Source organism: Kitasatospora sp. NPDC093550 (genome assembly GCF_044764985.1).
In the GTDB taxonomy this organism is placed as follows: Bacteria; Actinomycetota; Actinomycetes; order Streptomycetales; family Streptomycetaceae; genus Kitasatospora.
This window is the reverse complement of record NZ_JBIWJF010000002.1, coordinates 415,027-427,206: the sequence shown is the minus strand read 5'-3', so window position 1 is coordinate 427,206 and position 12,180 is coordinate 415,027. Positions and strand designations below refer to the sequence as shown.

Genomic DNA, 12,180 nt, shown 5'->3' with positions numbered 1-12,180 from the left:
GGCCTCACCCCTGCTTGCGGTTGACCGCCACCGCGGCCGGCCGCAGCTGGTGGCCGGGTTCGCCGTACCCGGGGCGCAGCACCCGAACGACGGTGCCCGCGGTCGTGTCCGGTTCGTCCACCACGGACACCACCTCGTGCCGCTCGGGGTGGAAGGGGACCCCGGTCTCGTCGTAGCGGGGGTAGCCGAGGCTTCGCAGCACCTCGACGGCCTGGTCGCGTACCGCCCGGACTCCGCTGACGATCGTGCCGGGGTCGTCGGCGCCGGCGTGGGCGAGGGCCAGTTCGAGGTTGTCGACGACCGGGAGGAACGCCGCGGCCACTTTGGCCCGCTCGGCCTCCCGTTCCCGGGGGAGCTCACGGGCGTAGCGCTTGCGGAGGTTGTCGCGGTCGGCGAGGGCTCGCCGCCACCGATCCTCCAGCTCCTCGACCTCGGGGCGGGGCGGCTTCTCCTGCTCCGCGGCTCCGGGGCCCCGTGGGATCGTCTGCGGTGCGGGCGTCCGCTCGGGCGGCGTCTGCTCGGGCTCGGGAGGGGAGCGGTCCTCGGCGGAACGCCTCTGTTCCTGATCGGACATGTCGCCGCCTCAGCTCCGGTCGAAATCGGCGTCGATGACGTCGTCGTCCTTCGGAACGCCGCCCTCGGGACTCTGGCCGGGCGTCGCCGCACCGGGCCGGGCTCCACCCCCGGCTCCGTCCGGGCCGGCGGCGTGGGCGGCCAGCGCCGCGTAGATCTGCTGGAGTTCGGAGGCCAGGCTCCGGGACCGTTCGGTCGGCGCCTCCTCCTTGACGGCGGAACGCGCCTCGTCGATGAGCAGTCGGGCGCGGGCGCGCTCGTGCTCCGGAGCGGAGTCGCCGAGCTCGTCCAACCGGCGCTCCACCTGGTACGCGGCGGCGTCGAGCTCGTTGCGGGCGTCGATGGCCTCGCGCAGGGCCAGGTCGCTGGTGCGGTTGCTCTCGGCCTCGTTGATCATCCGCTCGACCTCGGAGGGGTCGAGGTTGGAGCCCTCACTGATGGTGATCGACTGCTCGGCACCGGTGTCCCGGTCCTTGGCGCTGACCTTGAGGATGCCGTTGGCGTCGATGTCGAAGGTGACCTCGATCCGGGTCTCCCCACGCCGGGCCGGCCGCAGGTTCTCCAACCGGAAGCGGCCCAGCACCCGGTTGTCGGCGGCCAGTTCGCGTTCGCCCTGGAGCACGACGATGTCCACGGCCGGCTGGTTGTCCTCAGCCGTCGAGAAGGTCTCGGACCGGCGGGCGGGGATGGTGGTGTTCCGTTCGATGATCTTGGTCATCACGCCACCGGCCGTCTCGACGCCCAGCGACAGCGGGGTGACGTCCAGCAGCAGGACGTCCTTGACCTCACCCTTGAGCACGCCGGCCTGGATGGCGGCGCCCAGCGCCACGACCTCGTCGGGGTTGACGCTCATGTTCGGGTCCTTGCCGCCGGTCAGCCGGCGGACCAGGTTCTGCACGGCCGGGATCCGGGTCGAGCCGCCGACGAGGATGACCTCGTCGATGTCGTTGTCGGTGACCTTGGCGTCCCCCATCGCGGTCCTGACCGGCTCGAGGCAGCGCTCCACCAGGTCCGAGGTGATCTGCTCGAAGGTGGAGCGGCGGACCGTCTCGGTGAGGTGCTTCGGCCCGGAGGCGTCCGCCGTGATGAACGGCAGGCTCACCTGGGTCTGGCTGACCGAACTCAGCTCGGTCTTCGCCTTCTCGGCCGCCTCGAACAGCCGCTGCAGGGCCTGCGGGTCCTTGCGCAGGTCGATGCCCTCGGCCTTCTGGAAGCCGTCCGCCAAGTGGTCCACCAGACGGCGGTCGAAATCGTCGCCACCCAGGTGGGAGTCGCCCGCCGTGGCGCGGACCTCCACCACACCGTCACCGACGTCCAGCAGGCTGACGTCGAACGTGCCGCCGCCGAGGTCGAAGACCATGACCGTCTCGTGGCCCTTCCGGTCCAGCCCGTAGGCGAGCGCCGCGGCGGTCGGCTCGTTGATGATCCGCAGCACGTCGAGGCCGGCGATCCTCCCGGCGTCCTTGGTGGCCTGGCGCTGGGCGTCGTTGAAGTAGGCGGGGACGGTGATGACCGCCTCGGTCACCTTCTCGCCGAGCGACTTCCCGGCGTCGTCGGCGAGCTTGCGCAGCACCTGCGCGCTGATCTCCTCCGGCGCGTACTGCTTTCCCTTCACCTCGAAGCGGGCCACCCCGCCGGGCCCCTCCACGACGTCGAAGGAGACCGCCTTGGCCTCGTCGGAGATCTCGTCGTAGCGGCGTCCGATGAACCGCTTCGCGGAGGTGATGGTGCCCTTGGGGTTGAGGATCGACTGCCGGCGCGCGAGCTGTCCGACCAGCCGCTGGCCGTCATCGGAGAACGCGACCACCGACGGGGTCGTCCTGGCCCCCTCCGCGTTCGGGACGACAGCGGGCTCACCGCCCTCCCAGACCGCGATGACCGAATTGGTGGTGCCGAGATCGATGCCAACTGCCTTCGCCATGGGAATCTCCTCCGTCGCGACACGGGACCGGTCGGCGGGCAGTCGGGCGAACGGACGGCCTCACCCACCCAGGAGCAGCCTCGCGCGGTACGCGGCGTACTTCCCCGCCCCGGTAGGACCAATCCGCGCCGCCGTTCCGGTCCCCGAGGACGGGGCCGGAACGGGTTCGTCGTGGGACGCGTGCCGAGCGGCGTAGCGGGTAGGCAGGAAGGCCAGTGCCGAGCCGCACATGGACCCGCTATGGACGCCGTGCCTTCTCCGACCGCCGATCCCCTCCGCCCCGTCCCGCACCCGGCGGTCGCGCAGCACGCACTGCTCCGCCTGGTGACGGCCATGCTCGACGGTGAGGACGAGCGCGAGGTGCTGTGGGGAGGCATGGCGGCGATCGCCGCCACCGGCCCCTTCATCGCCGAAGCGGCTTATGCCGTCCACAACGGTCTGGCGCGGCGCTGCTCCCCACTCCGGGTGGCTTCCTCCGCCGTCGCCCGGCCGGGCGACGCGGCGCGGGAACCCGAGGGGGGCCGGGCCGGCGAAGCCCCGGCCGAAGCAGCCGCTGCCGTCGACGTACTGGCCGCCGACGTGCTCGACCGGCGGATCGACTCGCTGGACGGCCGCAGCCGGCACCTGCACAGGCCCGGCGGCCTGTGGGTGCGGGCCATCGCACTGCGGTACCGGGAGACCTGCCTCGGATATCTCGTCGTCCGGTCCCTGACCACGCCCTCGGCCGAGGAGACCGCTCTGGCCGATCTGCTCGCGCGGCAGACCGGGATAGTCCTCGCGCGCCTCGCCCGGCGCCGGGGCGAGCCGGCCGCCGGGTCGGGGCACACGCCGGGGAGCGGGGACCTGTCCGGCACCGGGAACCCGCCGGAGCCCGAGGACGCCTCACCCACCGTGGACCCCGGCGACAGAACGGCCTCCGCCCTGGCCTCGCGACTCGCCACCTATGACGCGCTCTCCCGCGCCGCCGTCTCCGGCAGGGGCGAGGCGGGAATCCTCCAGGCCCTGCACGAGCACACGGGATTCGCGGCCCTCACCGAGGACCGCTTCGGCAACCCGCGGGCCTGGGCGGGTCCCCGCGGGGGCGTCCCCCGGAACGGAGTCGGCGGCGCCGCCCGCCCCGGGTCGGAGAACCGGCGCCGGAACGCCCTGATGCACCGCGCGCGGCGACAGCCCGGCGCCGTCCGGGACCGTGACCGGCTGGTCATGCCCCTGGAGATGGCGGGAGACCTGCTCGGTGTCATCGCGCTGGACGATCCGGACCAGCGGGCGGCGGAAGCGGACAGATCGGCGCTCGAACAGGCCGCTCGGGTGCTGGCTCCCCTGCTCTTCCACGAGCGCAGACTGGCTGAGCTGGAGCCCCGGCTGCGCCGCGACCTGGTCGACCGGCTGGTCTCGGGTGAGGGGACCGAGGACGCCTTCACCCGGGCAGCGGCCCTGGGCCACGACCTGCACCGGCCGCACAGAGTCGCCGTACTGGAGTGGCCGGGGGCACCCGAGGGAGCCGCGCTCTGCGACGCGGTGACACGGGCGGCGGAGCGGTTGCGCCTCGACGTGCTCATCGGCTCTCGTGGCACCACAGCGGTCGTCCTGGTGGCCGGTGAGGACCCGCGCGATCCGGGAGACGAGCTGTACCGGGCCGTCTCGGAGGGCCTGGGCACCGGCGCAGGCGCGATCGGGGTCGGCGGCCGGGGCGAGGTCCTCGCCGATCTGCCGCACTCCTACGACGAGGCCGTCCGTGCCCTCGCCGTCCGGCGCCGTTCCCAACACCCGTACGGCAGCACCGCCTTCGACGAGCTGGGCCTGTGCCGCATGTTGGGCACCGGCGAAGGCGAGCGGGAAGCCGACCTCTTCGTCCAGGAATGGCTGGGCCGGCTGCTGGACTACGACGCCCGGCACCACACCGAGCTGGTCATGACGCTCTCGCGCTACCTGGAGAGCGGCTGCAGCTACGACGCGACCTCCGAGCTGCTCCTCATCCACCGCAGCACGGTCCGCTACCGCCTCCAGCGCATCGGCGAGATCACCGGCCACGACCTCAGCGCGGTCGAGACGCGCCTCAATCTGCACATCGCCACCCACATCCACCACGCGCTCGACCCACCGCGATGAATCGCGGGCGGGCGGTGCGACGGTGACGGAGCGGCTGCTCGCAGGGTCGTCACCCGAAGTGACCTCCAGGGCCACAGCTCAGCCGACGCGGCTCCCGGCGGGAAGCTCGGCAGCGTAGGCGGGCGTGGACGCCGCCACGGGCCCGCGTCGGCAACACCGGAAGCGGCCCGCCGCAGGGCCGCGGTGACCGCGGGGCGCCTGCCGGCCGCCGGACCGGTCAGCGACGGCGGTCCGGGAACGGCCGTCGGTCCTGCGGACGGTCCTGCAGGCGGTCCTGCAGGCGGTACTGCTGGCGGACGTACTCGCGGGCCGCGCCGTCCTCGGCGGTGACGCCGTCGTGCTCCAGCAGCCGCCCGGCCGCGAGCAGCGCGGCCGCGACCTGCTCCGCGTCCGCGTCCGCCGTGCCCAGCGCCAGCCGGTCGCGCAGCGCGGCGAGGCGCAGCAGGTGTACGCGCCGGTGCCGGGGCGGCTCGTCGCTCCGGCTCCGGTGCGCGTCGAGGTGCCGCTGCTCCTCCGTGAGGGCGGGCGCGTCGGCGTACGCCTCCTCGGGGGTGGGCACCGGACCGACCGGCACCGGGCGGACGGGCGGCGGCGGGAGCGGCGGCAGGCCGTGGGCGGAGAGGACGGCGTTCGCGAACTCGGGCCGGTCGACGGGCAGTCCGTGCCGGCCGAAGAGGGCGAAGAGTTCGGCGAGGGCGCGCGGTTCGGTGCCGCGCGGGCGGTCGTCGTCCGTGAGGGTGAGCCGGCCGAGGAACGGGCCCCAGGACCGGCCGCGCGGGTGGACGAGGCGCAGCCGGAGCTGGACCCGGTGGGCGCTGGTCTCCGGTTCCTCGTCGACGTGCATGGCCAGGCCCCGGATCTCGGACCAGGTGTGGTGGGTGGGGACGAGCAGGCGGACCACGGTGAGGCCGGTCTCCGATTCCCGCAGCCAGAAGGTGCGCGGTGCGCCGGCGACCGTGGCGGCGACGACCGCGGCGGCGATCAGCAGGGTCGTGCCGACGCCGGCCGCGCCGGTCTCGCTCAGCACGATCGCGGTGATCAGGCCGAGCACGCAGCCGACCCCGATGATGTCCACCCGGCGCCGCACGAACGCCAGCCGTACCGTCGTCATCCCGCCCGCCCCTCCCCGCGTGTGCTCCCAGCCTCGCCGTCGACGCGCGGCGCGGACAAGCGCGGGCCGGGAGCTGTGACGGGCCCGTGACGAACCCGGGGCGCGGCGGCCCGTCACCTCCCGCGCAGGCGGCGGACCAGGTCGCGGGCGGCGGCCGGCCAGCTCGGGTGCTCGAAGGTGAATCCCGCGTCGAGCAGGCGGGTCGGCACGACGCGGCGGCTCTTCAGCAGCAGCTCGGACTCGGAGCGCAGGGCGAACGCGCCGAGTTCGGCCATCCAGCGGGTGGCGGGCAGGGCCAGCGGCATGCCCCAGGCGGCGCGCAGCTCGCGCATGAACTCGCGTTGGGGCAGCGGGTTCGGGGCGGCGAGGTTGACCGGGCCGGTGAGCTCCTCGTGGGCGATCAGGAAGTCGACGGCGCGGGCGAAGTCGCGCTCGTGGATCCAGGAGACGTACTGGGCGCCGCCCGCGATCGGGCCGCCCGCGCCGAGCCGGGCCAGCCAGGAGAGGGCGTCGAGGGCGCCGCCGCGCTCGGGACCGAGCACCACGGCGGTGCGCAGCGCCGTCTTGCGGGTCCGCGGGGTGTCGGCCGCCGTCTGGGCGTCCTCCCAGGCGCGGGCGATGTCGATGCTGTAGCGCCAGGAGGCCGGGGCGTCGGGCTCGTTGCCGCCGATCAGGCCGTCCGGCTCGCCGTTCGGGGCGTCGTGGCGGTGGGCGTAGACCGTGGCGGTGCTCATCTGCAGCCAGACGGCGGGCGGGCGCCGGGCCGCGCTGATCGCCTGGCCGACGGCGCGGGTGGAGAGGACCCGGGAGTCCATCATGGCCCGCCGGTTCTCCTCCGTGTAGCGGCAGTTGACGCTGCGTCCGGCGAGGTTGACCACGACGTCGCTGCCGTCGATCTCCTCGGCCCACGCACCGAGGGTCCGGCCGTCCCAGCCCACCTGCCGGGGCCGGGCGGGCCGGCGGCTCAGGGTGACCACCTGGTGTCCGGCGGCGGTCAGGCCGCGGTCGAGCAGTGTGCCGAGCGCGCCGGATCCCCCGGGTATGACGATCTTCATGCGTACCCCCTCGTCTCGGGAGCCAGCGTAGCCCAAAAATCTGAACACGTTCAATTCCTTGCCGTGGGCAGCGCGGGTGCCGGGTGCACGAGGGCGGCAGCGACAGAATTGCCCGCCGGACCCTGGCACAAGTCGCCAGATCACCCCGGCAGACCGACCGGCCAGGATGGGGAGCAGCCGCCCGGAACGGGCACGAAGGATCGTCAGAGAACCCGAAGGAACCACCTGTGACGCCGATGACCCTCCGCCAGATCAAGCCGGGCAACCGCGGCTTCCTCTACCTCAACTCCCACCCCGAGGGCTGCGCCGCCGTCGTCGACGACCTCTGGCAGCGCACCCCGGCCCGCACCGCACCGGCCCTCGCCGGCGGCGACGGCGGCACCGACGGTGCGGGCCCGGTCGCCCTCATCATCGGTTCGAGCGCCGGGTACGGCCTCGCCGCCACCGTCGCCGCGCTGCGCACCCACGGCATGCGCGGCCTCGGCATCGCCTTCGAAGCCCCCGAGACCGAGCGGCGCACCGCCTCCGCCGGCTGGTACCGGACGGCCCGCACCGCCGAGCTCGCCGGACCGGACGCCGACTTCGCCTTCCTGAACGCGGACGCCTTCTCCGCCGAGGCCAAGGAGCGGGCGCTGGACCACCTTGCCGCCCGGTACGGCCGGGTCGACCACCTCGTCTACAGCGTCGCCGCGCCCCGTCGCACCGACCCCGTCACCGGCGAGGTCCACCACTCGGCGCTCAAGCCCCTGGGCTCCGCCTACCGGGCCAAGACCCTGCAGTTCGACGGCGACACCCCCTTCGTCGGCTCCCTGGAACTCCAGCCCGCCGACGACGCGGAGCGCGACGCGACCGTCCAGGTCATGGGCGGCGCGGACTGGGAGCTGTGGATCGACGCCCTGACCGCCCGCGGCCTCGTCCGGGACGGCTTCCACACCGTGGCGCTCTCCTACGTGGGCTCCGAGCTGACCGCACCGGTCTACCGGGCCGGCACCATCGGCGCCGCCAAGCAGCACCTGGAGGACACCGCGCGCCGGCTCCACCGGGACCTCGCCCCGCTCGGCGGGCAGGCCCACACCGTGGTCGCCGGCGCGGCCGTCACCCAGGCCTCCACCGCCATCCCGTCCATCGCCCTCTACACCGGCCTGCTCCGTGCCGTCCTCGGCGACGGCTTCCGGAGCCCCGCCGAGCAGGCCACCGACCTCTGGCAGCAGCTCACCGGAGCGGCGCCGCTGCGGCTCGACCGGGAACAGCGGATCCGCCTCGACGAGTGGGAGCTCGACGAGCAGGTCCAGGCCGCCGTCCACGAACGCTGGGCCGCGGCGACCACCGACACCCTGACCGGGCTCGCCGACACGGAATGGGTCCGCACCGAGGTCGGCCGCCTGTACGGCTGGCACGTCCCCGGCACCGACTACACCGCCCCGGTCCGCACCAGCGTGCCCTGGCCCACCGGGATCTGACCGCCCCGAACGACCGCTGCGGCGCGACCGGCGGGTGTGGGGGGCCGGGGCCGGAGGAAGGCCCTACCCGCTCAACCGTTCGCAGAGGGGCGGCTCCAGGGCTCCCAGGTCCTCCCAGACGCAGACCTCCAGCGTCGAGAGGAACCCGCCGGACGCGAAGACCATCGCCTGGCCGATGTACTGACCGTCGGAGCCCTGGATCGTCCCGTCAGCGATGACCGGACTCCGCTCGACCACCGGCCCGGGAGCCACGGCGTCCTGGTCCACGCGGAGGTCCACGGTCGGACACCCGCAGGTACAGCCGGGCTTCATCCGGGCATGGGGGATCTGCGCCCGGTACGCCCGGTCCACCTCGGTGTCCCCGGCCAACAGGAGCTCCAGGCTCCGACGCACGTCCTCGCTGAGTGGTCCCCACACCTCCGCTGCTCCTCCTGATCGCCGGGCTGGCATGACGGAACAGCTTAATCCCGGCTGACCTGCGCGATCAGGGCAATAATCACGCCATGGGCAAGAACATCGAGCGCGCAGTGCACACCCTGTGCGAAGCCGACCACGCGGACGTCGCGGTACTCCGCGCCGAGGTCGAATCACGGGTCTCCACCGGCGAGTTCGACTGGGCCGCCGACCTCGCGGTGGAGCTCACCGCCCCGGTCGCCGCCGGCGATGACCACCAGGGGAACTGCGGCGCGGTCCTGTACTGGACCCTCCACGCCCTGGCCGCCCACCCGGAGCCGGAAAGCCTCCGCGCCCTGGTACGGGTGCTGGAATCGCCGCACCACGGCGGCTTCGACCCGACCGCCCACCCGCGTTACCTGGCCGCGGTCGTGGCCCGCGGCCACCGGATCGAGACCATCGCCGGCGTGGTGTTCGGCCGGGTGCCCGAGGCCGCCTGCGCACGCGAGTTCGCGGCGTGCCTGCTCCACGAGTCGGTGCTCGTCCACGACGGGGTGAGCGGGTACCCCGAGCTGCGGGCCTTCGCCGACACCCTCCTGGCCGAGGACCACCCCCTCTCCGTCCTGCCCCTGAGCCTCCTGCCCGAGGAACACGGCCTCCGGCGCCCGCCGGGAGCCGCGGACGACTGGACCTGGACGGTGCCCGCCGTCTGGCCGGAGACGGCCGACGCCCACCGGCTGCCGGCCTCAGCGGCGATGCGCCGGCGGGTGGCCGGACTCGACCCCACCGAGATCGGCCCGCCCGCCACCGCCGGGGCGATGGGCGCAGCCGTCGACCACTGGCTCACCCGGTCCAACGGCAGGCTCGCCGCCCAGGAGTTCTGGCTGCTGGAACCGGTGGCGCGGGAGGACGTCCCGGCGCTCCTGCCACTCCTGCCGCTCACCGCCTGGCCCGAGGAAGCGGCCGGAGCGCAACTCCACCCGGCGGACGCCGACCTGGCGCTGCGGATCCTGCTCACCGCGGCGGTGCGCGCACCCGCCTACGGCCGGGGCCTGCACGGCGCATACGGACGGCGCGCCGCGTGGCGCTCCCTCGCCGGCCTGACCGGAGGTCCCGCGGACGCCCCGATCGCCGACGTCGCCGAACGCGTCCGGCGGACGGGCTGGTTCCGGGTCGGTACCGCGTCCCCGTGGTTCCACAACGTCGCCTGGGACCTCGCCCTCGCAGCCCTCCGGCCCGGCGGCCGGGAGATCGCCGTCCTGGCCGCCACCGACACCGACTGACGGACTCCGCTCGCGCCGCCCACCTCCGCGCGCGGCCCGACCGCCTCCGCGCCCGCCGACCGCGGCCGGCCGCGGCCGGCGCGTGCGCCCCCCGCGGGCTTCCGTGCGCCGTCTACCCGCCGAAGTGACGCCGCGTCAGGATGGTCGGTCTCCGACCCGTCGTGCGCAGGAGGGCAGCATGGGAGACCACTCGAAGCCGCCACCGGACCCCAAGGACGGGAACCCGCCGCCGGACAACGCCGACGGCAAGGTCGACCCACCGCCGGGCAACGGCAAGCACAAGAAGGGCTGACCGTGGCGGGCGCCGGCGGCCCGGCCGGGTACCGGGCGCGCCTGGACGCGCTGATGGCGGAGCGCGGGGCGTGGCCGGAGGACTCCCCGTGGTTGCGCGCGGCGTTCGCGGAACTGCCGCGCCACCGGTTCGCGCCGGAGCGGCTGTGGCGGTGGAACGGCCGGTCCTACGGTCCGGTGGAGCTGGCCGGTGATCCGGACGGCTGGTACGCCGAGTTGTACTCCGACGCCGACGCGGCGGCCGTCACCCGGCTCACCGACGGCCGGCCGTCCTCGTCGTTGTCGGCGCCCTCGGTGGTGGCGGACATGCTGGACAGCCTCAGGCTGGAACCGGGTCACCGGGTGTGGGACGTCGGGACCGGACAGGGCTGGACGGCGGCGCTCGCGGCCTGGCGCGCCGGGCCCGGCCTGGTGGTCTCCACGGAGGTCGACGACCAGCTGGCGGCGTTCGCCCGCGACCGCCTCGCGGCCGCCGGGCTCGACGTCGAGGTCAGGGTGGCGGACGGCACCAGCGCCGAGGTGCCGGAGGGACGCCAGGTCGACCGGCTCCACGCGACGTACGCCGTGGAAACCGTCCCGTGGTCCTGGGTGGCGGCGGTCCGGCCGGGCGGGCGGATCGTCTACCCCTGGGGGCGCCTGGGCTACGCGGCCCTCACGGTCGCCGACGACGGCGCCCGCGCGCACGGGTGGGTCCACGGCCTGGCCCGCTTCATGGGCGACCGAAGCGGTCCGGTGCAGCCGAGCGCCGGGTACTCCGCCTTCACGGCGGTGCGCGGTGACGCCGAGCCCGAGCACTGCCGGGTGCTCGACCGGGACCCGGCCGGCCTGGAGGACTGGCACCTGCGGTTCGCGCTGCGCGTCGCCGTCCCGGACGCCGTGCTGTTCACCTGCCAGGGAGAGGACGGCCCGGTCGCGCTGATCCACGACGGGGACCGCTCCTGGGCCGAGGTCCTCCCCCGGGCCGGCGCCGGGCCGGTGCTGCTGCAGGGCGGGCCGCGCCGGATCGGCGACGAACTGATCGCCGCCTGGTCCCAGTGGGAGGCGCTGGGGCGCCCGGACCTGTACGACTACGGGGTCACCGTCACCCCGGACTCCCAGTGGGCGTGGCACGGCGATCCGGACACCGGCGCGCGATGGCCGATCGGAGCTCCGCGCCGGGCCACGAGGTGACCTTCCGACCGTCCGAGCCCGCCCCGCGTGCTCCGGCCGTGACCGGGTGCGGCCGCCTCAGCGCTTCGCCGCCCCCTGCGGGGCGAGCGCACAGGGCGCCGCCCACAGCGGCACCACCGCGACGGCCGCGGCACCGACGTGCGCGCGGGGCTCGGTGGGACGGCGAGGAGCGGTGGTCGGCCGGATCGCCCTCGGGTGGCCGGCCGTGCTGCGTACGGAAGTCATACGCGGCAACCTAGCCGCCGCCACTGACACGTCCCGCCGGCGCCGTCCCGGTGGACGTTGTCGGCCACGGCACTAGAGCCGCCTCGTCAGGAACGCGCTGTTCGGGTCCGGCCGGTAGTCCGCGAACGGCTCGCAGCGGGTGAACCCGAACTTCTCGTACAGCCTCCTGGCGGGCAGGAAGAACTCGGCCGTGCCGGTCTCCAGGCTCAGCCTCGTGTACCCCATGCCCTTGGCCTCGGTGAGGATGTGCTCCAGCAGCAGGGTCGCGACGCCGCTTCGCTTCCGCACCGGCGAGGTGCGCATCGACTTCAGTTCGGCGTGGTCCGCGTCCAGGCGCTTGATCGCACCGCAGCCCACCAGCACGCCGTCGTCCCGCACCGACCAGAAGGTGATCCCGGGCCTGCGGAGGGCGTCGAGATCGAGGGCATGCGTGCTCTCCGGCGGCGAGACGGCCCGCAGCTGCCGGACGTGCGCCTCGAGGAACGCGGCGATCTCGGCTCCGGAGAGGTCATCGGTCTCGATCTTCACTCGTGCTCTCTCCGTCCTCCGTCGGTGCCGTCCATGAGACTGCCCCAACCGGTCGGTCGTC

At 74.4% G+C, this 12,180-nt stretch carries 11 protein-coding genes; 4 read left to right on the top strand and 7 right to left on the bottom strand.

The window, feature by feature from the left end; translation table 11 throughout:
* Positions 1-4 precede the first annotated feature (4 nt).
* Both ACIRD3_RS05035 and dnaK read right to left on the bottom strand, forming a co-directional pair.
* Positions 5-574, bottom strand: a complete 570-nt coding sequence (locus tag ACIRD3_RS05035) for a nucleotide exchange factor GrpE (protein ID WP_402211732.1) — start codon at positions 572-574, stop codon at positions 5-7.
* Positions 575-583: 9 nt separating this feature from the next.
* Positions 584-2,494, bottom strand: coding sequence for a molecular chaperone DnaK (gene dnaK, locus ACIRD3_RS05030; protein WP_402211729.1), 1,911 nt, complete (start codon positions 2,492-2,494; stop codon positions 584-586).
* 240 nt (positions 2,495-2,734) lie between these two features.
* Between dnaK and ACIRD3_RS05025 the strand changes: the two genes are divergently transcribed.
* Positions 2,735-4,603, top strand: coding sequence for a PucR family transcriptional regulator (locus tag ACIRD3_RS05025; RefSeq protein WP_402211726.1), 1,869 nt, complete (start codon positions 2,735-2,737; stop codon positions 4,601-4,603).
* 217 nt (positions 4,604-4,820) lie between these two features.
* Here ACIRD3_RS05025 and ACIRD3_RS05020 read toward each other — a convergent pair whose 3' ends face one another.
* A complete protein-coding gene (locus ACIRD3_RS05020) occupies positions 4,821-5,714 on the bottom strand; it encodes a hypothetical protein (RefSeq protein ID WP_402211723.1) in 894 nt (297 codons plus the stop codon).
* A 113-nt stretch (positions 5,715-5,827) separates the two neighbouring features.
* Positions 5,828-6,769 (bottom strand): TIGR01777 family oxidoreductase, encoded by a 942-nt coding sequence (locus ACIRD3_RS05015; RefSeq protein WP_402211721.1) that lies wholly within the window; start codon positions 6,767-6,769, stop codon positions 5,828-5,830.
* A 236-nt stretch (positions 6,770-7,005) separates the two neighbouring features.
* Between ACIRD3_RS05015 and ACIRD3_RS05010 the strand changes: the two genes are divergently transcribed.
* Positions 7,006-8,229, top strand: coding sequence for an enoyl-[acyl-carrier-protein] reductase FabV (locus ACIRD3_RS05010; protein WP_402211960.1), 1,224 nt, complete (start codon positions 7,006-7,008; stop codon positions 8,227-8,229).
* Positions 8,230-8,292: 63 nt separating this feature from the next.
* On the opposite strand, the gene ACIRD3_RS05005 is transcribed toward ACIRD3_RS05010, so the two are convergent.
* Positions 8,293-8,646: a hypothetical protein gene (locus ACIRD3_RS05005; RefSeq protein WP_402211719.1), complete on the bottom strand. Its 354-nt coding sequence runs from the start codon at positions 8,644-8,646 to the stop codon at positions 8,293-8,295.
* A gap of 86 nt (positions 8,647-8,732) precedes the next feature.
* Between ACIRD3_RS05005 and ACIRD3_RS05000 the strand changes: the two genes are divergently transcribed.
* The gene (locus tag ACIRD3_RS05000) at positions 8,733-9,905 is read left to right on the top strand and encodes a DUF6183 family protein (RefSeq protein WP_402211716.1); all 1,173 of its coding nucleotides are present in this window, start codon (positions 8,733-8,735) and stop codon (positions 9,903-9,905) included.
* Between the two features lie 294 nt (positions 9,906-10,199).
* Positions 10,200-11,366: a methyltransferase domain-containing protein gene (locus ACIRD3_RS04995; protein ID WP_402211713.1), complete on the top strand. Its 1,167-nt coding sequence runs from the start codon at positions 10,200-10,202 to the stop codon at positions 11,364-11,366.
* A 57-nt stretch (positions 11,367-11,423) separates the two neighbouring features.
* Here the strand turns inward: ACIRD3_RS04995 and ACIRD3_RS04990 are convergent, their stop codons facing one another.
* Both ACIRD3_RS04990 and ACIRD3_RS04985 read right to left on the bottom strand, forming a co-directional pair.
* Positions 11,424-11,591 (bottom strand): hypothetical protein, encoded by a 168-nt coding sequence (locus tag ACIRD3_RS04990; protein ID WP_402211710.1) that lies wholly within the window; start codon positions 11,589-11,591, stop codon positions 11,424-11,426.
* 72 nt (positions 11,592-11,663) lie between these two features.
* Positions 11,664-12,119: a GNAT family N-acetyltransferase gene (locus ACIRD3_RS04985; protein WP_402211707.1), complete on the bottom strand. Its 456-nt coding sequence runs from the start codon at positions 12,117-12,119 to the stop codon at positions 11,664-11,666.
* Positions 12,120-12,180: the final 61 nt, after the last annotated feature.